Annotated in this window: 24 protein-coding genes; 14 read left to right on the top strand and 10 right to left on the bottom strand. The window is 70.6% G+C overall.

The annotated features are described in order from the left end of the window. Positions 1-48 precede the first annotated feature (48 nt). The 3 genes from ACIQOU_RS21495 (at position 49) to ACIQOU_RS21485 (ending at position 4301) form a co-directional block, all read left to right on the top strand. Positions 49-729 carry a LuxR C-terminal-related transcriptional regulator gene (locus ACIQOU_RS21495; protein ID WP_401538402.1) on the top strand — a complete coding sequence of 227 codons (681 nt, stop codon included), beginning with the start codon at positions 49-51 and terminating at the stop codon, positions 727-729. Positions 730-1264: 535 nt separating this feature from the next. Beyond that, on the top strand, positions 1265-3193 hold the full coding sequence (locus tag ACIQOU_RS21490; protein ID WP_401538401.1) for a 2-oxoacid:acceptor oxidoreductase subunit alpha: 1929 nt from the start codon (positions 1265-1267) through the stop codon (positions 3191-3193). Then, a complete protein-coding gene (locus ACIQOU_RS21485) occupies positions 3186-4301 on the top strand; it encodes a 2-oxoacid:ferredoxin oxidoreductase subunit beta (protein WP_401538400.1) in 1116 nt (371 codons plus the stop codon). The genes ACIQOU_RS21490 and ACIQOU_RS21485 overlap by 8 nt, the downstream gene beginning before the upstream one ends. A 71-nt stretch (positions 4302-4372) precedes the next feature. On the opposite strand, the gene ACIQOU_RS21480 is transcribed toward ACIQOU_RS21485, so the two are convergent. After that, positions 4373-4849: a winged helix-turn-helix transcriptional regulator gene (locus tag ACIQOU_RS21480; protein ID WP_401538399.1), complete on the bottom strand. Its 477-nt coding sequence runs from the start codon at positions 4847-4849 to the stop codon at positions 4373-4375. Positions 4850-4945: 96 nt separating this feature from the next. Between ACIQOU_RS21480 and ACIQOU_RS21475 the strand changes: the two genes are divergently transcribed. Then, on the top strand, positions 4946-5800 hold the full coding sequence (locus ACIQOU_RS21475; RefSeq protein WP_401538398.1) for an SDR family oxidoreductase: 855 nt from the start codon (positions 4946-4948) through the stop codon (positions 5798-5800). A gap of 210 nt (positions 5801-6010) precedes the next feature. Further along, positions 6011-6967 (top strand): EamA family transporter RarD, encoded by a 957-nt coding sequence (gene rarD, locus ACIQOU_RS21470; protein ID WP_401538397.1) that lies wholly within the window; start codon positions 6011-6013, stop codon positions 6965-6967. 55 nt (positions 6968-7022) lie between these two features. Here rarD and ACIQOU_RS21465 read toward each other — a convergent pair whose 3' ends face one another. The 4 genes from ACIQOU_RS21465 to ACIQOU_RS21450 form a co-directional block, all read right to left on the bottom strand. After that, entirely contained in the window at positions 7023-8486 is a 1464-nt protein-coding gene (locus ACIQOU_RS21465) for a hypothetical protein (protein WP_401538396.1), read from the bottom strand. A gap of 174 nt (positions 8487-8660) precedes the next feature. Next, entirely contained in the window at positions 8661-9176 is a 516-nt protein-coding gene (locus ACIQOU_RS21460) for a hypothetical protein (protein ID WP_401538395.1), read from the bottom strand. Continuing rightward, positions 9167-9775 (bottom strand): hypothetical protein, encoded by a 609-nt coding sequence (locus ACIQOU_RS21455; protein WP_401538394.1) that lies wholly within the window; start codon positions 9773-9775, stop codon positions 9167-9169. The genes ACIQOU_RS21460 and ACIQOU_RS21455 overlap by 10 nt, the downstream gene beginning before the upstream one ends. Further along, a complete protein-coding gene (locus ACIQOU_RS21450) occupies positions 9772-10014 on the bottom strand; it encodes a hypothetical protein (protein WP_401537957.1) in 243 nt (80 codons plus the stop codon). The genes ACIQOU_RS21455 and ACIQOU_RS21450 overlap by 4 nt, the downstream gene beginning before the upstream one ends. A 105-nt stretch (positions 10015-10119) precedes the next feature. On the opposite strand from ACIQOU_RS21450, the gene ACIQOU_RS21445 reads away from it, so the two are divergent. From ACIQOU_RS21445 to ACIQOU_RS21415, 7 genes are all read left to right on the top strand, one after another. Continuing rightward, positions 10120-10950, top strand: coding sequence for a helix-turn-helix transcriptional regulator (locus ACIQOU_RS21445; RefSeq protein WP_401538393.1), 831 nt, complete (start codon positions 10120-10122; stop codon positions 10948-10950). Then, complete coding sequence (locus tag ACIQOU_RS21440; RefSeq protein WP_401538392.1) at positions 10947-11150, top strand: DUF397 domain-containing protein; 204 nt, start codon at positions 10947-10949, stop codon at positions 11148-11150. Before ACIQOU_RS21445 ends, ACIQOU_RS21440 begins: the two co-directional genes overlap by 4 nt. Positions 11151-11164: 14 nt before the next feature. Next, positions 11165-11368 carry a DUF397 domain-containing protein gene (locus ACIQOU_RS21435; protein ID WP_401538391.1) on the top strand — a complete coding sequence of 68 codons (204 nt, stop codon included), beginning with the start codon at positions 11165-11167 and terminating at the stop codon, positions 11366-11368. 14 nt (positions 11369-11382) lie between these two features. Then, positions 11383-11586, top strand: coding sequence for a DUF397 domain-containing protein (locus ACIQOU_RS21430; protein WP_401538390.1), 204 nt, complete (start codon positions 11383-11385; stop codon positions 11584-11586). A 17-nt stretch (positions 11587-11603) separates the two neighbouring features. Next, positions 11604-11810 carry a DUF397 domain-containing protein gene (locus tag ACIQOU_RS21425; protein WP_401538389.1) on the top strand — a complete coding sequence of 69 codons (207 nt, stop codon included), beginning with the start codon at positions 11604-11606 and terminating at the stop codon, positions 11808-11810. A gap of 203 nt (positions 11811-12013) precedes the next feature. Then, positions 12014-12859 carry a hypothetical protein gene (locus tag ACIQOU_RS21420; protein ID WP_401538388.1) on the top strand — a complete coding sequence of 282 codons (846 nt, stop codon included), beginning with the start codon at positions 12014-12016 and terminating at the stop codon, positions 12857-12859. Between the two features lie 277 nt (positions 12860-13136). Then, the gene (locus tag ACIQOU_RS21415) at positions 13137-14099 is read left to right on the top strand and encodes a M28 family metallopeptidase (RefSeq protein ID WP_401538387.1); all 963 of its coding nucleotides are present in this window, start codon (positions 13137-13139) and stop codon (positions 14097-14099) included. A 558-nt stretch (positions 14100-14657) separates the two neighbouring features. Here ACIQOU_RS21415 and ACIQOU_RS21410 read toward each other — a convergent pair. Beyond that, positions 14658-15983, bottom strand: a complete 1326-nt coding sequence (locus ACIQOU_RS21410) for a tetratricopeptide repeat protein (protein ID WP_401538386.1) — start codon at positions 15981-15983, stop codon at positions 14658-14660. A gap of 225 nt (positions 15984-16208) precedes the next feature. On the opposite strand from ACIQOU_RS21410, the gene ACIQOU_RS21405 reads away from it, so the two are divergent. Next, positions 16209-16697 carry a DUF6668 family protein gene (locus ACIQOU_RS21405; protein WP_401538385.1) on the top strand — a complete coding sequence of 163 codons (489 nt, stop codon included), beginning with the start codon at positions 16209-16211 and terminating at the stop codon, positions 16695-16697. A 1078-nt stretch (positions 16698-17775) separates the two neighbouring features. Here ACIQOU_RS21405 and ACIQOU_RS21400 read toward each other — a convergent pair. Then, positions 17776-18357 (bottom strand): TetR/AcrR family transcriptional regulator, encoded by a 582-nt coding sequence (locus tag ACIQOU_RS21400; RefSeq protein ID WP_401538384.1) that lies wholly within the window; start codon positions 18355-18357, stop codon positions 17776-17778. 189 nt (positions 18358-18546) lie between these two features. On the opposite strand from ACIQOU_RS21400, the gene ACIQOU_RS21395 reads away from it, so the two are divergent. Continuing rightward, complete coding sequence (locus tag ACIQOU_RS21395) at positions 18547-19773, top strand: cytochrome P450 (protein WP_401538383.1); 1227 nt, start codon at positions 18547-18549, stop codon at positions 19771-19773. A gap of 156 nt (positions 19774-19929) precedes the next feature. Here the strand turns inward: ACIQOU_RS21395 and ACIQOU_RS21390 are convergent, their stop codons facing one another. The 3 genes from ACIQOU_RS21390 to ACIQOU_RS21380 form a co-directional block, all read right to left on the bottom strand. Continuing rightward, positions 19930-20889 carry an ABC transporter permease gene (locus ACIQOU_RS21390; protein WP_401538382.1) on the bottom strand — a complete coding sequence of 320 codons (960 nt, stop codon included), beginning with the start codon at positions 20887-20889 and terminating at the stop codon, positions 19930-19932. Next, positions 20876-21859, bottom strand: coding sequence for an ABC transporter ATP-binding protein (locus tag ACIQOU_RS21385; protein WP_401538381.1), 984 nt, complete (start codon positions 21857-21859; stop codon positions 20876-20878). Before ACIQOU_RS21385 ends, ACIQOU_RS21390 begins: the two co-directional genes overlap by 14 nt. Before the next feature lie 69 nt (positions 21860-21928). Further along, positions 21929-23203 carry an outer membrane lipoprotein carrier protein LolA gene (locus tag ACIQOU_RS21380; RefSeq protein WP_401538380.1) on the bottom strand — a complete coding sequence of 425 codons (1275 nt, stop codon included), beginning with the start codon at positions 23201-23203 and terminating at the stop codon, positions 21929-21931. Positions 23204-23244 lie beyond the last annotated feature (41 nt).

The following is a 23244-nucleotide window of genomic DNA, read 5'->3' as shown; positions in this document are numbered from 1 at the left end:
TCCCCTCCGGTAGGAAATGACTCCGTCGGAGTGGGAGATGAGGGTGTTATGGGGGACGTGGTGGAGCGAGTTCGGGTGGTTATCGCTGAGGACTCTGTGTTGCTGCGCGAGGGATTGACCCGTTTGTTGACGGATCTCGGGCATGACGTGGTCGCCGGTGTCGGGGACGGGGACGCGTTGGTGAAGACGGTCACCGAACTGAACGACGCCGGAGAGTTGCCCGACGTCGTCGTCGCCGACGTACGGATGCCGCCGACCCACACGGACGAGGGCGTTCGCGCCGCCGTGCTGTTGCGCAAGGCGTATCCGGGGCTCGGGGTGCTGGTGCTGTCACAGTACGTGGAGGAGCGGTACGCCACCGAACTGTTGGCCGGTTCCAGCCGGGGCGTGGGGTACCTGCTGAAGGACCGGGTCGCGGAGGTGCGGGAGTTCGTGGACGCGGTGGTGCGGGTGGCTCAGGGGGGTACCGCACTCGACCCCGAGGTCGTCGCGCAGTTGCTCGGGCGCAGCCGCAAGCAGGATGTGCTGGCCAGGTTGACGCCCCGGGAGCGGGAGGTGCTGGGGCTGATGGCCGAGGGCCGCACCAACTCCGCCGTCGCCCGCCAACTCGTCGTGAGCGACGGCGCCGTCGAGAAGCACGTCAGCAACATCTTCCTGAAGCTGGGCCTCTCCCCCAGCGACGGCGACCACCGCCGAGTACTAGCAGTCCTCACCTACCTCAACTCCTGAGCCCCAAAAAAGAGGGGGCGCGAGGAACTGCGCAACCAGCCACAACGCCGCCGCACCCACCCACCGGGCGCCCCCCACTTTCAGGGGCGCGGGGAACTGCGCGACAAGCCCCCACCGGCCGAAAGCTCCTCCACAACCCGATCCCCCCACTTCCAGGGGCGCGGGGAACTGCGCAACCAACCCCCACCGGGCCGGCACCCACCCACCGGGCGAACCCCCCACCCCCCGCCTTTAGGGGCGCGGGGAACTGCGCGACCAGCCCCCACCGGGCCCGCACCCGTCCACCCGGCGAACCCCCCTCCCCCGGGGCCCTCCCCGCGCCTCCCGGGCCTCCGGGGCGTCACCCCCAGACCCCCTAGGGGTCCGCCCTATTTCGGGGGCCTAATCCCTATAAATCCCGGCGTTCGGTCGCCCGAAAAGCGCATTGCTCGTGTGCATGACCGGGGAAACGGGACCTGTCCGGTCGTAGGGTTGATCCCGGGCAGGTCTGCGGGAAGGCCGGCCCTGACAGCCGCCTCAAGGGAGGTCCAGTTCAGTGACCAGCCAGGCCAGCAGGACAGCGGAGCAGGCCGACGAACCCCTACTGGGAGAGCAGCGCAAGCCCGCGGGCGAGAAGGATGTCCGCAGGTTGGACCGGGTGATCATCCGGTTCGCGGGAGACTCCGGCGACGGAATGCAACTCACCGGTGACCGGTTCACGTCAGAGACGGCGTCGTTCGGGAACGACTTGTCCACCCTGCCGAACTTCCCCGCCGAGATCCGGGCGCCGGCCGGAACCCTCCCCGGCGTGTCCTCCTTTCAGTTGCATTTCGCGGACCACGACATCCTGACGCCCGGTGACGCGCCGAACGTGCTGGTCGCCATGAATCCGGCCGCTCTGAAGGCGAACCTCGCCGATCTGCCGCGCGGCGCGGAGATCATCGTCAACACCGACGAGTTCACCAAGCGGGCCTTGCAGAAGGTCGGTTACGCCGCTTCGCCGTTGGAGGACGGGTCCCTTGACGGGTACAGCCTTCATCCCGTTCCCCTCACCACCCTCACCGTCGAGGCGTTGAAGGAGTTCGACCTCTCCCGCAAGGAGGCCGAGCGGAGCAAGAACATGTTCGCGCTCGGGCTGTTGAGCTGGATGTATCACCGGCCGACCGAGGGGACCGAGAAGTTCCTCGCGGCCAAGTTCGCCAAGAATCCCGTGATCGCCGAGGCCAACTTGGCGGCGTTCAGGGCGGGTTGGAATTTCGGGGAGACCACTGAGGACTTCGCCGTCTCCTATGAGGTGGCCCCGGCCGCGACGGCGTTCCCGCCCGGTCTCTATCGCAACATCTCCGGCAACCTGGCGTTGGCGTACGGGCTGATCGCGGCGTCCCGGCAGGCCCAACTGCCCCTGTTTCTCGGGTCGTACCCGATCACCCCGGCCTCCGACATCCTGCATGAGCTGAGCCGGCACAAGAATTTCGGGGTGCGTACCTTCCAGGCGGAGGACGAGATCGCCGGGATCGGTGCCGCTCTGGGCGCGGCGTTCGGCGGCTCGCTCGGTGTCACCACGACCAGCGGGCCCGGCGTCGCCCTGAAGTCGGAGACCATCGGACTGGCCGTCTCGCTCGAACTCCCCTTACTGGTCCTGGACATTCAGCGGGGCGGGCCCTCGACCGGGCTGCCGACCAAGACCGAGCAGGCCGACCTGTTGCAGGCGATGTTCGGGCGCAACGGCGAGGCGCCGGTGCCGATCGTCGCGCCGTGCACGCCCGCCGACTGTTTCGACGCGGCGATCGAGGCGGCCCGGATCGCGCTCACCTACCGCACGCCGGTCTTCCTCCTCTCCGACGGGTATCTCGCCAACGGCTCCGAGCCCTGGCGCATCCCGGACACCGCCGAACTCCCCGATCTCACCGTGGAGTTCGCGCGCGGCCCGAACCACACCCTGGACGACGGCACCGAGGTGTTCTGGCCCTACAAACGCGACCCGCACACCCTCGCCCGCCCCTGGGCGCTGCCCGGCACGCCCGGTCTCGAACACCGCATCGGCGGCATCGAGAAGGAGGACGGCACCGGGAACATCTCCTACGCGCCCGCCAACCACGATTTCATGGTCCGCACCCGCCAGGCCAAGATCGACGGCATCGAGGTCCCTGACATCGAGGTCGACGACCCGCACAACTCCCGGACCCTGGTGCTGGGTTGGGGTTCCACCTACGGGCCGATCACGGCGGCGGTACGGCGGCTGCGGACGGCCGGTGAGTCCATCGCGCAGGCCCATCTGCGCCACCTCAACCCGTTCCCGGGGAACCTCGGGGCGGTGCTGGCGCGGTACGAGCGGGTGATCATCCCCGAGATGAACCTCGGCCAGCTCGCCACCCTGGTCCGGGCGAAGTATCTCGTCGACGCGCACTCCTACAACCAGGTCAACGGCATGCCGTTCAAGGCCGAGCAGCTCGCGACGGCCCTCAAGGAGGCCATCGATGGCTGACATCAGCAGCAAAGCGGCCGCCGCCCCGTCGACGACCGGTGCTACCCGTACCACCGGCGGCTTCGCGTCTCTCTCGCTCGTGCCGAAAGCCGACTCGCCGCAGTCGATGAAGGACTTCAAGTCGGATCAGGAGGTGCGGTGGTGTCCGGGCTGCGGGGACTACGCGATCCTCGCCGCCGTCCAGGGGTTCATGCCGGAACTGGGCCTGGCCAGGGAGAACGTCGTCTTCGTCTCCGGCATCGGCTGCTCCTCGCGCTTCCCGTACTACATGAACACGTACGGCATGCACTCCATCCACGGCCGCGCCCCCGCCATCGCGACCGGCCTGGCCGCCTCCCGGCGTGATCTGAGCGTGTGGGTCGTCACCGGCGACGGGGACGCGCTCTCCATCGGCGGCAACCACCTCATCCACGCCCTGCGCCGGAACGTCAACCTGAAGATCCTCCTCTTCAACAACCGCATCTACGGGCTGACGAAGGGCCAGTACTCCCCTACCTCGGAGGTAGGGAAGATCACCAAGTCGACGCCGATGGGGTCGCTGGACGCGCCGTTCAACCCGGTGTCGTTGGCGCTCGGCGCGGAGGCGACGTTCGTGGCGCGGACGATCGACTCGGACCGCAGGCATCTGACCGAGGTGCTGCGCCAGGCTGCCGCCCACGAGGGCACCGCGCTGATCGAGATCTACCAGAACTGCAACATCTACAACGACGGCGCCTTCGACGCGATCAAGGACCGGCAGCGGGCGGAGGACGCGGTGATCCGTCTGGAGCACGGGCAGCCGATCCGGTTCGGGGCCGACGGCGCGAAGGGGGTGGTGCGCGAGGAGGCGACGGGTGATCTGAACGTCGTCGAGGTCACGGCGGAGAACGCGTCCCGGATGCTGGTGCACGACGCGCACGCGGCGTCGCCGATCACGGCGTTCGCGCTGTCCCGGCTGGCCGATCCTGACACCCTGCACCACACGCCGATCGGGGTGCTGCGGTCGGTCCAACGGCCGGTGTACGACACGCAGTTGAACGAGCAGCTGGACGCGGCCGTCGAGCGGAGCGGTGTGGGTGATCTGGCCGCGCTGCTGGCGGGCGGCGACACCTGGACGGTCGTCGGCTGACCGTCCGGGGCCACCTGCTTCCTGGCCAACGGCGGTGTCGTCGTCGTTGGCCCGTGGGCGGGGGTGTCACCTCATCCGGTGGCGCTCTTGCGCTGGTCGTAGCGTTCGCGGGCCGCTGTCACCTGGTCCATCCGGTCCTCGGTCCAGTGCGCGAGGCCCCGTACCCGTTCTGCGGCCTCGCGGCCGAGGTCGGTGAGGGAGTAGTCGACGCGGGGCGGGATGACGGGCTTGGCGTCGCGGTGGACGAGGCCGTCGCGCTCCAGGGTCTGGAGGGTCTGGGTGAGCATCTTCTCGCTGACCTTGGGGTTGACCCGGCCGACCGCGCGCTTCAACTCGCTGAAGCGGTAGGGGCGTTCGAGGAGTTCGATGAGGACGAGGACGCCCCAGCGGCTGGTGACGTGCTCCAGGACGAGCCGGTAGGGGCACGCCACCTCGCGCCCGCCGCCCACAGCAACCGCCACTTCCGCTTCCACCTCCACCGCTACCTCCACCGCTACCTCCACCGTCGCGTCCGCACCCGCCGCACTCACCTCTGGACTCACTGTCATGGGGGTACCTTACTTCAAAGTGGGTACTTTCCAGCGGTTAGCGCAGGACCTAGGGTTAGTGACGTACACAGCACACCGCGACAAAGGAGTCTCACCATGAGCATCGTCGTCACCGGAGCCACCGGACACCTCGGCCGTCACGTTGTCGAACAGTTGATCGAGAAGGTTCCGGCCGGGGAGGTCACCGCTGTGGTGCGGGACCCTGCCAAGGCCGCCGATTTCGCCGCGCGCGGGGTGAAGATCGCCGTTGCCGACTACAACGCCCCCGAGACCTTCGACGGGCTGTTCGCGGCCGGTGACAAGGTGCTGCTGATCTCCGGGAGCGAGATCGACAAGGGCCGGGTGCAGCAGCACCGGATCGTGATCGACGCCGCGAAGGCGGCCGGGGTCGCGCTGCTCGCCTACACCAGCGCGCCCGGCACCCTGACCGCCGCGCTCGCCGACGACCACCGGGGCACGGAGCGTGACCTGATCGCGTCGGGCGTGCCCTACGCCCTGCTGCGCAACGGCTGGTACCACGAGAACTACACCGAGAACCTGGCCCCGGTCCTGGCGCACGGCGCGGTCGTGCAGGCCGCCGGTGACGGGAAGGTCTCCGCGGCCGCGCGCGCCGATTACGCCGCCGCCGCCGTCGCCGTGCTGACCGGCGAGGGGCACGAGAACCAGACGTACGAGCTGGGCGGCGACGAGGCGTGGGGTTTCGCGGAGTACGCGGCCGAGCTGAGTCGGCAGACCGGCCAGGAGATCGTCTACAGCCCCGTCTCCGTGGAGGCGCTGACCGGCATCCTGACCGGGGCCGGGCTGCCCGCGCCGCTCGCGGCGATCATCGCGGGGGTCGACGCGTCGATCGAGAAGGGCGAGCTGGTCGTCGCCTCCGGTGACCTGGCCCGGCTGATCGGGCGGCCGACGACGCCGCTCGCGGAGGCGGTCGTGGCGGCGGTCAAGGGCTGAGGCTCGACGGCACCGGGCCTGCGGGGCGGGACTCCGCGGGCCCTACGGGACGGCCTACGGGGCGGTCTACGGGGCAGCCTGCGGGACGGGCTACGGGACGACCCCTAGGTGTCATGACCGTCCACCACTAGGGGACATGACAGGCGGGGAGCGGCGGCGTTACCTTCGTGCCCTGTCCGCGCGTGCGGGCGCGGTCGAGAGGGGAGTCCCGTGAGCGGGAAGCCGAAGGGTGAGAGCCGGATAGGTCTGCTGAACGGTTTCGCGGCGTACGGAATGTGGGGGCTGGTCCCCCTCTTCTGGCCCCTGCTCAAGCCGGCCGACGCCGGGGAGATCCTCGCCCACCGGATGGTGTGGTCGCTGGTCCTGGTGGCCGTGATGCTGGTCTTCGTGCGGCGGTGGGCGTGGGCGGGTGAACTGCTGCGCCAGCCACGGCGGTTGGCGCTGGTGACGGTGGGCGCGGCGGTCATCACCGTCAACTGGGGCCTGTACATCTGGTCGGTGAACCACGGCCGGGTCGTCGAGGCGTCGCTCGGTTACTTCATCAACCCGCTGGTCACGATCGCGCTGGGCGTGCTGCTGCTGAAGGAGCGGCTGCGGCGGGTGCAGTGGGTGGCGGTCGGGGTCGGGTTCGCGGCCGTGGTCGTGCTGACGATCGGGTACGGCCAACCCCCGTGGATCTCGCTGACGTTGGCGTGTTCGTTCGCGGTCTACGGGCTGGTGAAGAAGAAGGCGAATCTGGGCGGGGTGGAGTCGCTGGCGGCGGAGACGGCGATCCAGTTCGTGCCCGCGATGGGGTATCTGGTGTGGCTGGGGGCGCGGGGTGAGTCGACGTTCACGAGCGAGGGGGCGGGGCATGCGGCGCTGCTGGCGGCGACGGGGCTGGTGACGGCGGTGCCGTTGGTCTGTTTCGGGGCGGCGGCGATCCGGGTGCCGTTGTCGACGCTGGGGTTGTTGCAGTATCTGGCGCCGATGTTCCAGTTTCTGCTGGGGGTGCTGTATTTCCATGAGGCGATGCCGGTGGAGCGGTGGGCGGGGTTCGGGCTGGTGTGGCTGGCGTTGTGCCTGCTGACGTTCGACGCGTTCCGGGCGGCGCGTCGGGTGGAGCAGGGGGGTGTGGTGGCGCGGGGGACGGTGGTGCCGCCGACCGCGGCGGACGTCAAGAGCTGAGGCACGGGACGGCCGGGGCGCGGCGGGGGCCGAGGCAGGTCGCCAACTGCCGTGTTCAGGGCCGTCGTTCGTAGACGGTCACGCGGCGGCCGTGGGAGCGCCGGTCCGCGACGGGTCGGAAACGGTGGTGCAGGACCGCCAGTTTGACCTGGTCCCGCGCTGCGGTGGGCGGGCGGGCGAGGTCGGGGCTGTCGGTGACGAGCAACACGCGGTGCTGTGCGGCGAGTTGGCCGCGCAGGCGGTGGGGAGTGGATTCCACGCCCTTCAACGTCCCGGAGGCGAGCGGCGTTTGGGCGAGGGCGATGTCCCGCAGCCCGTCGAAGTCGGCGGGGGAGACGAGGGCCGCGTCGCGGCGGGCGGCCGGGATGAAGAGGACGGCGTCACCCGGGTGCTTCAGGCGCCGGACGTCGTGGGCGACCGCCAGCACGTCGTCGACGCGGCTCTCCGGTGAGCGTTTGTCGAGGAGTTGGGGCAGCAGGGCGAGGGTCGCCGCGCCGATGGACGTGGGCAGCAGCCAGGGTCGGGTGCGCGGGGCCCGGGCGGCGACGGCGTGCAGGGCGGCGTCCAGGGCCGCGCCGATGAGCAGGGCGAGGCCCAGCATGCTGAACAGGATGTACCGGTCGAGGTAGAGCGGCTGGACCAAGCTGATCCCGAGCAGGGCGAGTTGGGGCATGGCGAGGAGCGGCAGGCCGACGGAGGTGAGGGACGGGCGGCGCGGGCGGGAGCGGTCGAGCAGGGCGCCGAGTGCGCCGAGGGCCAGCAGGACGGCCGGGCCGATCAGCAGGTGCCACGTCAACGCCGGTATCCAGGAGACCTGTTGGGCCTGTCCCCGGCTGAACAGGATCAACGGCGCCGCGCAGGCCGTCGCCCCGCAGACGGCGCCCGCCCAGCGTGTCCAGGTCGTCCGGTCGGCCCGCGCCAGGAGCAGGGTCAGCAGATGGGCGGGGAGGATGAGCAGGGAGAGCCAGTTGAGGAGGGCGCAGACGGCGACGGTGGCGGCGTAGGTAGCCCAACGGCCGTTGCTCTCAAGGCCGTTGAGAGAGGTGACGAGGAGCAGGGTGCTGATGCTCGCGCCCATGGCGATCAGGGCGTACGGGCGGCCTTCCTGGAGGTAGAACTCGACCGCCGGGAGCAGGCCGAGGGTGAAGCCCGCCGCGTTCCCCGCCCGACTCCCGCCCAGGTGGCGGCCGATGACCGTCACGCAGGCCGCCGCGACCGAGGTGGCCAGGACGGAGGGCAGGCGGAGGGTCGTGGTGCCGGGGCCGAAGAGGGTGAACAGGCCGTGCATCAGGAGGTAGTAGAGGCCGTGGACGGAGTCGACCTGGCCGAGCAGGTGCCAGATGTCGGCGGCCGGGCGGCGGGCGACCTGCCAGGTGGCGGCCTCGTCCCGCCACACCGTGTGGTGCCGCGACAGCCCCCACAGTCCGAGGGCGAGGGTCCACAGCGCCACCAACGACCAGGCGGGCGGGCGACGGAGGACGGCGGGCAGCGCGGCGAGGACACGTATGTGGGTCGGCAACGGAGGTCACGGAGCTTTCGTGCGTGCGGCCGGGTGTGTGCGGCCGGGCGGCCGAAGTGGCGGCCGGCGTGCGGGTGTTCCTTTCATCCGGGCGGGCTTCCCCCTTCCCCCCCTTTGGACCTCCCCCCCTCGCGCCTTTCCCCGTCGGGCCTTTCCCCCTCGGGCAGGCTTTCCTTAGTCGTCCAGATGCTGGTTCGGGCTGTGTGGTTCCCGGGGGGCGGGTCGGGACGGGCGGGCGCGTCGGGGGACGCCCCACTCGTCGAGGCGTTCAGCGATCCAGGTGGGGGCGACCTGGTATTCGCGGGCGAGTCCGGTGACGGACGCTCCGGCGAGGTAGCGGGCGCTGATGTCGTCCCGGTTCGCGGTGAACTTGGCCTGGGCGTCGCGGACTTCGGCGGTGGTCCGGCGTTTCGTCCGGCCCCGGAAGACGTGCCCTGCCGGTCGGCGCAACGCGTGGGCCTCGTGCCGGTGGCGGCGGTGGATGCCCCATTCGACGAGGCGCAGGGCGAGCCAGTCGGGGTTGACGCGGTAGTCGGCGGCGATGCGGGAGACGGGTTCGCGGGCCTGGTAGCGGCGGATGATGGTGTCGCTGTCGGCGCGGGCTGCGTCGCGGGCGGCGGCCTTCTCGGCGTACGTCCGCCGCTCAACCCGGTTGTCGTGGCCGGGAGTTGGGGTGGGTTTTACGTCCATGGGTCCTCCGGCGCGAGGACGTAGAGGGGGTGGGCGAGCCCGCCGACCCGGTGCCACACCGGCAACGGGGCGGGCGTGAGGGTCGGGGTGTAACTGTCGTGCGGGGTGCGGGAGTTCACGGGCCACACGGTGAGGGTGTAGGTGCAGTCGTCGTCGTCCGTGAACGTCACGAACAGCGGGTAGCCGCGTTTGATGTGGGTGCGGGCGGCGTGCAGTTCGTCGGTGTCGGCGGCCCATGCGCGGAGTTCGCCGGAACAGCCGGGGTCGGGCACACGGAAGGCGTGCATCAGCGGGGACACCCACGGGGTGCCGGTGGGCCGGGGGGCCAGCCGGTCCGCGACCCGCACCGCCTCTCCGGCGAGCCAGCGCAGTATCAGCTTCGGGGAGATGGACTGGAACGTCCCGAGGACGAGCCACTTCGGTTCGCCGGTGCCGGGGGCGGACCACTCGGCGCGGACCTCGGCCCGGTAGCTCGACGGCTCCAGGGGAAGGCCGGTGCGGCGGGAGTGGTGGAGGGTGTTCGGCCACGCGGAACGGCGGCGCCGACGCGGGCGTAACCAGCGCGGGAGGCGGAAGTTCAGCCGGGGGCGGGTGGTCATTTCGGGTCGCGCTTGCAGTAGGCGTTCGTGCGGCTCTGGGCGTTGGCGCGGGCGAGTTCGGCACGCAGGCGCTGTTCGGGGCTGGCCGGCGAGACGTCGCGGGGGTCGACGTCCCACTCGACACCCCCGTTCACGGGACGCAGGTACCAACGGCCGAACAACGCGGCCCGGAACTCACCCACCTTGTCGTGAGCGTCGACCAACAGGGTTCCGAGGGACGGGGCGGTGTCCTTGGACATGAGTCGCTCCTCTCCGTAGTCATTCCACTACCGGGAGAGCACAGATTGGCCTAGAGTCAGGAACGTCTTCAACTTTGTGAGGCTGAAAGGTAAGTCGGGTGCGGGATGGTTAATCTCAAAGACCTTGACCCCGAACGCTCGCCGAGTGCGGCGTTCGGAGCACGCCTCCGCAGCATGCGTGAGGAACGAGGCTGGACCCAGGTCGAACTGGGGGTGCGTATCGGATGCTCCGGTGCGCACATCTCCGCCGTCGAAACTGGTTTTCGTCCACCAACTCCACGCTTCGCGAGAGCCGCTGACCGAGCTTTCGGAACCGGAGATAAGTTCGAACGCCAGGGTCAGGCGCTGCGTCAAACGGCCCTTATCGAAGGGTTCCCGGAGTTCATTAGGCACGAGGGGCGAGCCGCAGAGATCAGGCTCTATGAGGTAGGCGTAATACCGGGTCTCCTCCAGACGCCGAAGTACGCAGCGACACTGGAAGCGGATGCCGTAAGGCGAGAAGCGATCACTCCTGAGCAGGCCGACGAACGAGTTGCCCTCGCGGAGATGCGGCAGGCAGCCCTCGTGCGGTCCCCATCACCCCTGATCTTCGCGGTACTTGACGAAGGGTGCGTCCGTCGGCCGATGGGGGCTCCCTCCGTCATGGATGCTCAGTACGAGCGTCTGCTTGAGTTCGCGGAACTACCGAACACCGTGCTTCAGATTGCGCCGTTCTCCATGGGCGCCCGGAGGCCGTTCAGCCTGCCCATCACGTTGCTCACGATGGCGGACCGCTCACTCATGTCGTACGCAGAGTCCGCTCATCGAGGCCATCTTGAACGCGAAAGTACGTTCGCGCTCCCCTTCTTGGCGGCCTACCATCAACTCCAAACCGAGGCGCTGTCGCAGGCTGCATCGGTGGCCATGATCCAGAAGTTACGAAAGGGCACCCCGTGACGACCGAGTCCCCCCGTTGGTTCACGTCCTCCTACAGCGGCAATGGCGGCCAGTGTGTGGAGGTCGCCGCCAACCTCGCCGCCTCGCACGGCATCGTTCCCGTCCGCGACAGCAAGAACCTGACCGGCCCGGTCCTCGGCCTCAAGGCCGACGCGTTCGCGGCCTTCGTGACTAGGGTCAAGTCCGGCGAGTTCAACTAACCGAAGGGCAAGCTGTGTTGACTGAATCTCCGTGCTGGTTCACGTCCTCGTACAGCGACAATGGCGGCGACTGCGTCGAGGTCGCCGTCAACCTCTCCACCCCGCACGGCATCGTGCCGGTCCGGGACAGCAAGTCCCGGACCGGTCCGGTCCTGAACCTCCCCACCTCCGCGTTCACGTCCTTCGTGACCGGAGTCAAGTCCGGCGAGTTCAACTAACCGAAGGGCAAGCTGTGTTGACTGAATCTCCGAACTGGTTCACGTCCTCGTACAGCAACAACGGCGGCAACTGCGTCGAGGCCGCCGCCAACCTCGTCGCCACCCACGGCACCGTGCCCGTCCGGGACTCCAAGAACCCGGCCGGTCCGGTACTGGACTTTCCCGTCGCCGCGTTCGGACACTTCGTGTCGGGCGTCAAGTCCGGGAAGTTCAACTGACCGAAGGGCAGGCTGCGTTGACTGAATCCCCGAGTTGGTTCACGTCGTCGTACAGCAACAACGGAGGCGACTGCGTCGAGGTCGCCTTCAACCTCGTTGCCCCGCAGGGCGTCGTGCCGGTACGGGACTCGAAGGACCCGGGCCGTGCCGCCCTGCGCTTCCGCAGCGGTACGTTCACGTCATTCGTGGCGGGTGTCAGGGCGGACGCGTTCGGCACCGTCTGATCCGTCGCCGGGCCCGCACGTGGGCAAGAGCCCTGGTACCCCTCCCCCGAGGGCGTGCCGGGGCTCTCGGCGTTGCGGGGAGGTGGTCGGGCCAACTCCCCGCAAGGACGAATTTCCGCCATGAAACCACCGGATTCGATGAACCGTTCGAGGAACGCAGCCGTCGCGTGGGAGGCGCAACCCTCAGCTAAGGACGGCTCACCATGACCACACCCACCGCGCAACTCCCCGACAGCTCGACCCAGACGTGGGTCGACAAGGCCAACGAGAACCTGCGGTACTTCATCGCCTACTCGCAGGAGAAGGGAGCCCAGCTCTACCGGGGCACCCGCAACGCCGCGAACGACACGTACAACTGGGCCGTGGAGAACCGGGCGGCGATCATCAAGACCGCCGTCGACTCGGCGCCCGCCGTCGGGCTGGCGCTGCAATCCGTCGGCACCTCGCTCGGCGACTCGTCCCAGGGCGTCAACTCCGCGTACAACTGGGGCATCGCGATCAGCGGAGCCAACGGCCTGTACCAGATCGGTGTCGAGGTCAACGCGGCGTTGAACCCCAACTCGGACCGGCCGGGCAGCATTCCGAAGATGGCCATGGGGGCGACGGAGTTTGCCGGAGCGGCCATGTACGCGGGCCTGCGCGGCATCAACGTGCCTCTTCAGACGGCGGGTGCGGCAGCCCAGGCAGCCGGTTCGATCAGCCAGGTGATCTACGACAAGTTCACCGACAAGGCGGACCGGGAGATCCGGAGCCAGACCGGCAGCCCCGAGCCCGGCCGGGCCCGCCCCGTCGCCGTCTCGAACAACGCCCCCGCGGGCAACTTCGCCCCGACGACCGCCCCGCGGCAACCGGCGCCGACCTTCGACCCCAGCACGACGCAGCGGTCCGCCCCGGCCAACGCTGCCACCAACGTGGCGAACCTCCAGCCCGCGTCGATCGGCGCGGAATCCTCGCGCGCGGCGGGCGATTCCTCCCGTTCCACCGCCCTGCCCCCGGGCAACGCGCCCAGCAACAGGGGCGGCAAGGCGAAGGGTCCCGTCAGAAAGTGACCGGTCTCCGCGCGCGGTGACACCGGCTGCCGCGCGGCCGCCCGCGCCCGCCCGCACGCCCGCCCGCACGCCCGCCCGTACGGGCTCCGAGGTGCCGTATCCCACGCCCGGTGACGGGTGCGGGGTGCGGCGCCTCGGCCGTTCCGGCGTTTCCGGGGGCCGAAAACACACACTGCGGCTCTTGACGGCACGTCGGCTCTCGCACCACGATCTCCGCACCCCCACTCACTGTGGAATCGACCTGATTCCCCTGGTACTTGGATCACGGAGCCCCCACATGAAGTTCTCCGTCTCTCGACGGACGTCGGCCGCCGCCGTCGTCACCGCCGTCACGCTCGTCGCCACCGGATCGATCGCCGGTGCGGCGCCCGCTTCCAAGGCCGACGTCGCCGCCGCCGCCGTTGCCGCGCCCGACATCCCCGTCGCCAACGTCAAGGCGCACCTGACCCAGTTGCAGTCCATAGCCACCGCCAACGGCGGCAACCGGGCCCACGGGCGCGCCGGTTACCTCGCCTCGATCAACTACGTGAAGGGCAAACTGGACGCGGCCGGGTTCACCACCACCGTCCAGACGTTCACCTCCTCCGGAAGCACCGGCTACAACCTGATAGCCGACTGGCCCGGTGGCGACAGCAATCAGGTTGTCATGGCCGGGTCACACCTGGACAGCGTGACGGCCGGTGCGGGGATCAACGACAACGGTTCCGGGTCCGCCGGCATCCTGGAAACCGCGCTCGCCGTCGCCCGTACGGGGTACCAGCCGACCAAGCATCTGCGGTTCGCCTGGTGGGGCGCCGAGGAGTTGGGCATGGTCGGGTCCCGTTCCTACGTGAACGGCCTCTCCACCGCCAACCGCGCGAAGATCGTCGACTACCTGAACTTCGACATGATCGGCTCCCCCAACCCCGGGTACTTCGTCTACGACGACGACCCCACCATCGAGAAGACCTTCAAGGACTACTTCACCGGCCTGGGCATCTCGACCGAGCCGGAGACCGAGGGCGACGGGCGGTCCGACCACGCGCCCTTCAAGACGGCGGGCGTTCCGGTCGGCGGGCTGTTCAGTGGCGCCGACTACACGAAGACGTCGGCGCAGGTCAGCAAGTGGGGCGGTACGGTCGGGCGGGCCTTTGACGCGTGCTATCACGCTTCCTGCGACACGGTGTCCAACATCAACGACACTGCCCTTGACCGGAATTCGGATGCGATTGCTTACGCGATGTGGGCGTTGTCGCAGTAGGTGGTGGGCTTGCCGGGCGGGCGGGGTGGCTCGCCCGGCGGGCGGGTGCGGCTCGCCCGGCGGGCGGGTGCGGCTCGCCCGGCGGGCGGGTGCGGCTCGCCCGGCGGGCGGGTGCGGGTCCGTGGGGGCTGGTCGCGCAGTTCCCCGCGCCCCTTAGCGGCGTTGCCGGGGCGGGGGTTTGAAGCTCGGGTCTCGGCCTGGAAGAGGGGCTCGTGGGCGGGTGCGGCGCCGTCGGGGCTGGTCGCGCAGTTCCCCGCGCCCCTTTTCCGGCGTTGCCCGGGCGGGGGTTTGAAGCTCGGGTCTCGGCCTGGAAGAGGGGCTCGTGGGCGGGTGCGGCGCCGTCGGGGCTGGTCGCGCAGTTCCCCGCGCCCCTTAAAAGCAGGGGGTTGCCGGGCCGTGGGCTGGATGCTCGGGAGCCTTGAGGGGGGCGGGTGCGGCGGCGTCGGGGCTTGTCGCGCCCGCGCGGCGGAGCCGCACATCGATACAGCCCCGCACCCCTTAAAAGCAGGGGGTTGCCCGGCCGGGTGCTGGATGCTCGGGAGCCTTGAGGGGGGTTGGTCAGGGGGACTGGGTTCGGGTGGTGAGGCGGAGCATGCGGGTTCTGGCGGAGTCCAGTCGTTCGGACTCCTCGGCTGCCGGGCCGTCCTGGGCGGCGAGTTCGGTCCACAGGTCGATCAACTCGGCGCCCAGCGCGAGGCCTTGCTCCGGGTTCCGCACGGCACGCCACGCGGTCGACGCGCTCAGGACGTTGCTGTACGCCCCCTCCGCGTCACCGGCGTAGTGGTGGATGCGGGCGAGATCCAGGCAGGTCGTGAGGGCGTCGACCGGGTCGTCCGCCAAGTACGCGATGTAGGCGGCGAGTTCACGCAGCCGCAGCACCTCGGTGTGCTCCGCCCCGAGCGACCGAGTCGCCTCGACGACCGTCCGGCGCGCCAACTCCCCCGCCTCCTCGGTCCGTCCGGCCTGCACGGCGTCGTTGATCCGCCCCACAGGTTCCGCGAGCACGGCCAGCCCGTCGACGGGCCCACACCCCATCACCGCCTCGGCGACCGCGTCGAACCCCCGGATGCGGGCGACCTTCGGCTCGGGCTCCGGCTCGGGGAGGAGCGGGATGGGGGAACGGGAACGGGGCCTCGACGCCGGGTGCGGGGTCGGGAGGGGGGTTGGGGGGAAGGGGGGAATGTTCGACGCCGGGGGCGGGGTGGGGAGGGGGGTCGCCAGGGTGTGGGGCGACTGCGGGGCGAACTGGTCGGAGGCGGAGGCTGGAGCGGGCGGGAAGCCGTGTGCCGGGGGCGAGTTGAGGGTCGTGGGGTGCGGGGCGGTGGGGTGCGGCGGGGTCGGGTCCGAGGTGGCCTGGGGTGCGGGGGGTGCCGCGAACTCCGGTGCCGATGACGTTCCGTTGCCTGCGGGCACGGCGTCCATCACCGGGGGTGGGCCGAACTCGCCGAAGGGCGCCAACGCCGTTCCGGGTGCGCGGTCTTCGATCGGTTCGCGCAGCATGCGGAGCCTGGAGGTGGGGACCTCTAGGGGTTCCTCGGGGGTGCGGGTGCCCGAGGGGGTGCGGGCCGGGAGCTTCACCGGCTCGCCCGCCAGGTCGCTCGAACCGTTCGTCTCGATCCTCAACCGCACCACATAGCCGATGCGTTCGTCATGGACCGTCGCGAGAACCGGGCGGCCGGTCGTGCGCGCGATGCGGTGCAGATGGTCCAGCACCACCTGCTGCAACTCCGCACCCGCCCCCGCCACCACCGGCACATCCCCCACCAGCGCGGCCGTTCCGCGCGCCGGAACGCGCACGTCGACCGGCGTCGCCGCGAGCGCGAGCGCGCCCCGCTGCCGGTCACTGATCTGGTCCCGCTTCTTGTCGCGGCTGAGTCGAGACATCGTTCCCTCACTCGGATGCGTCGGGACTCGGCTGACGCGACGCGTTCGGGCACGTTCCATGATGCGCCCTCCCGCCGTCGGGGTCTCCGTTCCCCCGGCGTCAAGATCCGGTCGTGCACGTACCTTCGAGTCTCGCCGCTCAGCGCGGGTTCTGACGTCACCATGGCGTCACAGACTCGTTCCAGGAAACGTCGAACCTGGTCGAACCCGGGAGAGGAGCACGCGATGGGCACGGACAGGAGTGACGGCGGCCTCGGCCCCGAGATCTGGGTCCGGGGGCCGGTGGACGCGCCGTCCGAGCTGTACTCGTGGGTCGGGGCGCACGGGGGTGCGGGGACCAGCACGCTCGCCGGGGTGTTCGGCGGCCACGACAGTGGGCGGGAGTGGCCGGTTCCTCCGGCGCCGGGGGCGGTGTTGTTGGTTGCGCGGACGCATGCGGCTGGGCTGGCCGCCGCGTTGCGTACGTTGCAGATGTTCCGGAACGGGGAGCCGCCTGCGGGGCTCACTCTGAACGCCGTCGTTCTGGTCGCCGATTCCGCCGGGCGGCTGCCTCGGGCTCTGGTCCAGCAGGTTCGGCGCCTGGAGCCGCTCATCACCGTGCATCGGGTGCCGTGGGTGCCGGCGTGGCGACTCGGCGACTTCACGGGAGCGCCGCCCCGGGAAACAACCCCGCTGGCGCGGGCACTGGGCGGGGGCGACGGCGGTACGAGGTAGCCGACCTCGGGGTCGGGGGCGCCCGGGGGGCGGGGGGGGTGCCCGGGGGGCGGGTGCGGCGCCCCGGGGGCGGGGGGGTGCCCGGGGGGCGGGTGCGGCGCCCCGGGGGCGGGGGGGTGCCCGGGGGGCGGGTGCGGCGCCCGGGGGGCGGGGGGGTGCCCGGGGGGCGGGTGCGGCGCCGTGGGGGCTTGTCGCGCAGTTCCCCGCGCCCCTTCTCGGCGTTGCCGGGCCGTGGGCGGCTGGCTCGGGAGCCTGGAGGACGCCCGGTGGGCGGGTGCGGCGCCGTCGTGGCTGGTCGCGCAGTTCCCCGCGCCCCTTAAAAGCAGGGGGTTGCCGGGCCGTGGGCGGCTGGCTCGGGCCTGCTGGTCGCGTCCCTTAAAAGCAGGGCGTTGCCGGGCCGTGGGCGGCTGGCTCGGGCCTGCTGGTCGTGCCCCTTAAGAGCAGGGGGTTGCTCGGCCGTGGGCGGTTGGCTCGGGGGCCTGGAGGACGCCCGGTGGGCGGGTGCGGGGTCGTGGGGGCTGGGCGCGTCCTCGCGGCGGAGCCGCGTGTTGGGTACAGCCCCGCGGCCCTTGGCGGCGTTGCTGGGGCGTGGGCTGGATGCTCGGCCTGTGGGTGGGGCGGTCATGGGGTCGGGTGGGACGTCACCCCTCGAACGTTCGTTCGCTTCACGGTCTCGCAGCCACACGCTGCCACCCCCAGCACTCCAGAAACTCCGGGCCGGTCAGCACCCCCAAAGGTGCGCGAGGAACTGCGCGACCACTCTCAAGGCTCCCGAGCCACCCGCCCACGGCCCGGCAACGCCCTGCCTTTAAGGGGCGCGGGGAACTGCGCGACCAGCCACGACGGCGCCGCACCATCCCGACGACCCTGACCCGGGGCCTGGAAAGGGGCCAACTGTCCAACTCCGCTGGGCCAACGCCCCAAAGGGGCGCGGGGAACTGCGCGACCAGCCCCCACGGCGCCGCACCGTCCCGACGACCCGGGCCCGGGGTCTGGACGGGGGCCGACTGTCCGACTCCGGCACGGCAGCGCCGCAAAAAAAAAGGGGGCGCGGGGAACTGCGCGACAAGCCTGCGCGCTATCTGAAGTCCTCTCGGAGGGCTGTGATGGCCTGGTTGACGAGGTCCTGGGGGGCTCGTTCGTCGTGGGCGAAGAGCTGGTGCGCGGAGACCCGCAGAACCGTCAGGAAGGTCGCCGCGAGAACCCGCGACCTCAGCACCCGGTTCGGATCGACAGGAAGCCGCTCGGCGATCGCATCGGCAAGTTCGGGCTCCACAGCCGTGTACGTGGCGACGTACTCGGTGATCAGCGCGGGGTGCAGCCGCAACGCCTGATACTGCGCCTCCAGCTCGGGATCGGCAGCCCGCTCCACGGCGATCTGCTCGACCGCACTGACCAACGCGGCCCGCAGCGGCTCGCGCTCAGGCACCGCCCGCACCAACGCCGCCAGCACGGACACCCGCGCCCGATCCCGGTGCAACAGCGCCTGCTCCTTGCCGGCGAAGTAGTTCGAGAACGTCCGCCGCGAGACCATGGCCGCGTCGGCGATCGCCTCGACGGTGAGGCTCTCGACCCCGTTCTGGACGGCGAGACGCACGGCGGCGTTGTGCAGCGCCTCACGGGTGGCCGCCTTTTTGCGTTCACGCAGGCTCGTAGTCATCACCGCGAGAATAGGGGTTCCTAGCAAAATTGCCCATTGAGAAAACTTGCACACTGGGCAACCTCCTGTGAGGCTGAGGGCCCCGACGCGACGAGAGCCCGTGCCCGCCCGCCGCATCGGCCGAGCGGACGGGAGACCTCCGGCCGCGTCGCCCCCGAAGGTTCGATCGACCGTGAAATCGAGGACGTCATGACCAGCACCGTGGAACCCATCGACGAGCACGGAGCCGAGATCGCCGACTTCCCGATGGCCAGGGACATGCGCTGCCCCTTCGACCCGCCGCCGGAGATGCGGACCCTGCAACAGGAGACCCCGCTGACGAAGGTCCGCCTCTGGGACGGCAGCACGCCGTGGCTGGTGACCCGTTACGACGACCAGCGCAAGGTGCTCGGCGACACCCGGGTCAGCGCCGACCCCCGGCGGCCCGGCTACCCGCGGATCATGCCGCTCATCGACGAGAGTTCCATCAGTTTCATCATGATGGACGACCCCGAACACGCCCGGCTGCGCCGGATGGTGACCGCGCCGTTCACCATCAAGCGGATGAACGCGATGCGCCCGGCCGTCCAGAAGATCGTCGACGACCTGATCGACGACATCCTCGCCGGTCCCAAGCCGGTCGACCTGGTCTCGGCGTTCGCGCTGCCCGTCCCGTCGTTGGTGATCTGCGAACTGCTCGGCGTCCCCTACAGCGACCACGAGTTCTTCCAGGAGAACAGCAGCGTCCTGATCAAGCGGGACGCCACCCCCGAAGCGCGCGGCGCCGCCGGAGCGAACCTCCGCGACTACCTCGACAACCTCGTCGGCGAGAAACTGGCCCACCCCGCCGACGACCTGCTCACCGGGTTGAGCAAGCGGGTGACCGCGGGCGAACTGACCCGCGCCCAGGTGGCCCAGATGGGCGTCCTGCTGCTGCTCGCCGGACACGAGACCACCGCCAACATGATCGGCCTCGGCACCCTCGCCCTGCTCGAACACCCCGACCAGCTCGCCCTGTTGCGCGACACCGACGACCCGAAGCTGATCGCCTCCGCCGTCGAGGAACTGCTCCGCTACCTCAACATCACCCACAGCGGCCGGCGCCGCGTCGCCCTGGAGGACATGGAGGTCGGCGGCCGACTGGTCCGCGCCGGTGAGGGCCTCATCACCCCCAACGACATCGCCAACCGCGACACCGAGATCTTCCCCGACCCCGACCGCCTCGACCTCACGCGCAACCCCCGCGCCCATGTCGCCTTCGGCTTCGGCGTCCACCAGTGCCTCGGCCAGCCGCTGGCCCGCCTGGAACTCCAGGTCGTCTACAGCACCCTCTACAAGCGCATCCCCACCCTCCGCCTCGCCACCGGCATCGACGACCTGTCGTTCAAGCACAACGGCTCGGTCTACGGCGTCTACGAACTCCCCGTCACCTGGTGACGCCCCCCCCTGACGCCCTGACGCCCTGACACCCTGACGTCCTGTCTCCCCCCGACCCCGCGGCGGGTGGCCGACCGGTCCACGGAGCAGCGTCGCTCCCGCCGGTCCGGCCGCCCGTCGCGGCCACGCCCGCCCGGGGCGCGTGCACCGCACCGGCTACGTGGTGATGTCCTTCGTCGTGAACCGCGCCCACGCCGCCGAACCGAACACCGCCAGATACAGGCCTTGCAGACCGAGGTTCTTCACCAGGTCGTCCCAGTAGACCGGCTCCCGCATCAGATCCGCGAACGACAGCCAGTAGTGGGAGAACAAGTACGGCTGCACCGCGTGCAGTTGGGGTATCTGGTCGACGATCTGCACGGTGATCAACAGCCCCACCGTCGTCGCCATCGCCGCGATCCCGCTGGTCGTGAGCGTCGAGATGAACAGGCCGAGCGCCGCCACCCCGGTCAACGACGCGGCCACCACCAGCGCGATCAGCAGGGCCCGCCACAGCCCCTCCGCGAACGTGATCCGGGTGCCCGAGATCGTCGTCAGATCGCCCAGCGGGAACAGCAGCGCCCCCACGATCAGCGCCGAGCCCGCCACCACCAGCGTCGCCAGGACACAGAACGCCATCGTCGTCACGTACTTGGTGAACAGCAGCCGGGTCCGCCCGGCCGGGGCCACCAGGAGATAGCGCAGGGTGCCCGCACTGGCCTCGCCCGCGATCGCGTCCCCGGCGACCACCCCGACCGCCATCGGCAGGAAGAACGGCAGCGTCGCCGCCAACGCCGTGAACACCAGGAACAGCCCGTTGTTGGTGATCTGCGCGATGAACGCCGGGCCGCCGCCCCCGTCGGGCCCACCGCCCGCCGACCCCCCGTCGCCGGTCTCGATCCGCACCGCGATTCCGACCAGCACCGGCACCGCCGCCAACACCCCCAGCAGCGCCACCGTCCGCCATCGCCGCAACGTCGTGCCCAGCTCGCTGCGCAACAGCCCCAAGGTCCACAGCCGACCGGCCCCGCGCACCGGCGGCACCGCGGGAACGGCCACGTCGGCGGGGGCGGCCGCTTCGGCGGGGGCGGGAGGAGCCGTCGGCCCGGCCTGCCCGCTGCCTTCAGCCCGCGACATCGAAGCCCTCCCCCGTCAGTGCCACGAACGCGTCCTCCAGTGACGCCCGTTCGACGCCGAAGCCCCTGACCCGGACGCCCGCCGCCACCAGCGCCGCGTTCACCTCGGCGAGGTCACGCTCGGGCGGGTCGGCGGTGACCCGGTCGTCGACGACCACCACGTCCCCGGCGCCCTGCTCCTTCAGCACCCGGGCCGCGTCCCCGGCATCGGGCGTCGTCACGACCAGCCGGCCCCGCGCGCCCGCCGCCAGCTCGGCCACCGCGCCCTGTGTGATCAACCGGCCCCGCGCCATCACCGCCGCGTGCGTGCAGACCTGCTCGATCTCGTCCAGCAGGTGGGAGGAGAGGAAGACGGTCGCCCCGTCCGACGCCAACTCCCTTACCAGGGAACGGATCTCACGCATCCCCTGCGGATCGAGGCCGTTGGTCGGCTCGTCCAGGACCAGCAGCCGACGCGGCTGGAGCAGGGCGCAGGCCAGGCCCAGCCGCTGTTTCATGCCCAGCGAGTACGCCTTCGCCCGTTTCCCGGCCGCCGCGCTCAGCCCCACCCGGTCCAGCGCCGTCGCGACCCGGGCTCTGCGGGTGCGCGGGTCGGCCGTCGGGTCGGCGGCGTCGTAGCGCAGCAGGTTGTCCCGACCGGAGAGGTGGCCGTACAGGGCCGGGCCCTCGATGAGGGTGCCGACGTGCGGCAGCACGGTCCGGATGGCGCCCGGCATCGGGCGGCCCAGGACGCGCGCGGTGCCGGAGGTGGGGTCGATCAGGCCCATCAGCATGCGGATGGTGGTGGTCTTGCCCGAGCCGTTCGGGCCGAGGAAGCCGAAGACGCTGCCCGCCGGAACGGTCAGGTCGAGGCCGTCGACGGCGAGCTGTCCGCCCCGGTACCGCTTGGTGAGCCCGCGCGTGACGATGACGCCGTCACCCGCGTCACCCTGATCCGGCTGATCCGGCTCCGTGGCGGACCCCTCGTCCATCGGCTTCCTCGATTCGTCGTGCCGCTCGCGCGGGCCCGCCCCGCCGCACAGGGAGCGCCCGCGCGGGGGTCACTTCGCCGCGTCGGCCGCCTTCACCAGCGCGTCCTTGGTGACCGCGCCGACGTAGACCTTGCCGTCGTCGGTGATCAGTGCGTTGACCAGCCGGGTCGAGAAGACCGTCCCGGAGCCGAACTTCCCCTTGACCTTGTCGCCCAGCGAGTCCAGGAAGCCGCCTATCTGTCCGCCCTCGGCCTTGGACCCGGACGTCATGCCCTGGCCGCCGGTGTCGAAGGAGGCGATGGAGTCCCAGCCGTCCCCGATGACGTTCAGCCCGTCGAGGCCCTGGTGGTCCCCGGCCGTGCCCTTGCCCGCCTGGGAGCCGGAGCCCTTGCCGTCCTTCAGGCTGTGCCCGGCCTTGTCGCCCTTGACGCCCTTGGCGCCCTTGTCTGCCTCGGTGACCTTCGCGCCCTTGGGCGGGGTGAAGGCGAAGGTCGACGCGGCCGGCTTGGCGAAGCTGACCTGCGTGAAGCCCGCGTCGATCACCGCGGCGCCGCCGGTCTTCGGGGTCAGCGTGAACTTCAGCGGCAGGCCCGTCTTCGCGTCCACGGCCACGGTGATCTCGCCGACCGTCGTACCGGCGTCCTTCGGCTTGATGACCAGGCGGTACGCGTCCCGGCCCGCGACCTGAGCGGTGCCGTCCACGGTCACCGAGGTCGTCTTGTCGACGGCCTTGAGGGCTTCCTTGGTGAGCTGCTCGGGCGTGCCCTGCGGCGCCTGCTCCCGCTCACGCGCCTTGCTGCTGTCCTTGCCCTTGTCCGTGGCGTGGTCGGTGGTGGCGTGGTAGACGCTGTTCGACTTGCTGTCGTAGCCCCAGACGTCGTCGCCGTTGTGGACGAGGCTGTACTCGGACGCGTTCTCCAGGATGGAGAGCTTCTGCCGGTCGGGGCCGTCGGCCGCGACGCGCAGGGTGTGGGTGCCGGTGGCCAGCTCGGTGAGCTTGGCCGACGGGTCGGCGGCGGAGCCGTCACCGGAACCGGTCGCGCCGGACGTCAGGCCGCCGGTCAGACCGCTGACGTCGGGCAGGCCGAGGTCGGTGGTGACCTTGACGGTGCCGGACAGCTGCTGGACGTCGGACTTGGCGATCTTCTCGATCAGCTGCTGCGCGCTGACCTGGGGCAGATCGGGGTCGCCGGAGTCGGCGAGCGCCGGGACCAGCCCGATGGTGGCGGCGGCCACCCCCACCACCGTGACCGGGACGACGTACCGCGCGGCCCTGCGTCGGCCCGTGCGCAGCTCGTCGCGCTCCTGTGCGGTCGTGCTGTCGTCGGATGCGTGCGGTGCCATGTGTGCCCTACCTCCGTCGTCGGCGGCGGCCTGTCCAACTG

This window comes from Streptomyces sp. NPDC091279 (assembly GCF_044757465.1).
GTDB lineage: Bacteria > Actinomycetota > Actinomycetes > Streptomycetales > Streptomycetaceae > Streptomyces.
The sequence above is the reverse complement of the archived record's forward strand: the minus strand, read 5'-3'. Positions and strand labels throughout refer to the sequence as shown.

What these genes read in the sequence shown, in the direction of transcription:
- ACIQOU_RS21495 (WP_401538402.1), top strand. Translation starts at nt 49, where the DNA reads ATGGGGGACGTGGTGGAGCGAGTTCGGGTGGTTATCGCTGAGGACTCT.
- ACIQOU_RS21485 (WP_401538400.1), top strand. Translation starts at nt 3,186, where the DNA reads ATGGCTGACATCAGCAGCAAAGCGGCCGCCGCCCCGTCGACGACCGGT.
- ACIQOU_RS21480 (WP_401538399.1), bottom strand. Translation starts at nt 4,849, where the DNA reads ATGACAGTGAGTCCAGAGGTGAGTGCGGCGGGTGCGGACGCGACGGTG.
- ACIQOU_RS21475 (WP_401538398.1), top strand. Translation starts at nt 4,946, where the DNA reads ATGAGCATCGTCGTCACCGGAGCCACCGGACACCTCGGCCGTCACGTT.
- ACIQOU_RS21460 (WP_401538395.1), bottom strand. Translation starts at nt 9,176, where the DNA reads ATGGACGTAAAACCCACCCCAACTCCCGGCCACGACAACCGGGTTGAG.
- ACIQOU_RS21455 (WP_401538394.1), bottom strand. Translation starts at nt 9,775, where the DNA reads ATGACCACCCGCCCCCGGCTGAACTTCCGCCTCCCGCGCTGGTTACGC.
- ACIQOU_RS21450 (WP_401537957.1), bottom strand. Translation starts at nt 10,014, where the DNA reads ATGTCCAAGGACACCGCCCCGTCCCTCGGAACCCTGTTGGTCGACGCT.
- ACIQOU_RS21445 (WP_401538393.1), top strand. Translation starts at nt 10,120, where the DNA reads ATGGTTAATCTCAAAGACCTTGACCCCGAACGCTCGCCGAGTGCGGCG.
- ACIQOU_RS21420 (WP_401538388.1), top strand. Translation starts at nt 12,014, where the DNA reads ATGACCACACCCACCGCGCAACTCCCCGACAGCTCGACCCAGACGTGG.
- ACIQOU_RS21415 (WP_401538387.1), top strand. Translation starts at nt 13,137, where the DNA reads ATGAAGTTCTCCGTCTCTCGACGGACGTCGGCCGCCGCCGTCGTCACC.
- ACIQOU_RS21410 (WP_401538386.1), bottom strand. Translation starts at nt 15,983, where the DNA reads ATGTCTCGACTCAGCCGCGACAAGAAGCGGGACCAGATCAGTGACCGG.
- ACIQOU_RS21405 (WP_401538385.1), top strand. Translation starts at nt 16,209, where the DNA reads ATGGGCACGGACAGGAGTGACGGCGGCCTCGGCCCCGAGATCTGGGTC.
- ACIQOU_RS21400 (WP_401538384.1), bottom strand. Translation starts at nt 18,357, where the DNA reads ATGACTACGAGCCTGCGTGAACGCAAAAAGGCGGCCACCCGTGAGGCG.
- ACIQOU_RS21395 (WP_401538383.1), top strand. Translation starts at nt 18,547, where the DNA reads ATGACCAGCACCGTGGAACCCATCGACGAGCACGGAGCCGAGATCGCC.
- ACIQOU_RS21390 (WP_401538382.1), bottom strand. Translation starts at nt 20,889, where the DNA reads ATGTCGCGGGCTGAAGGCAGCGGGCAGGCCGGGCCGACGGCTCCTCCC.
- ACIQOU_RS21385 (WP_401538381.1), bottom strand. Translation starts at nt 21,859, where the DNA reads ATGGACGAGGGGTCCGCCACGGAGCCGGATCAGCCGGATCAGGGTGAC.
- ACIQOU_RS21380 (WP_401538380.1), bottom strand. Translation starts at nt 23,203, where the DNA reads ATGGCACCGCACGCATCCGACGACAGCACGACCGCACAGGAGCGCGAC.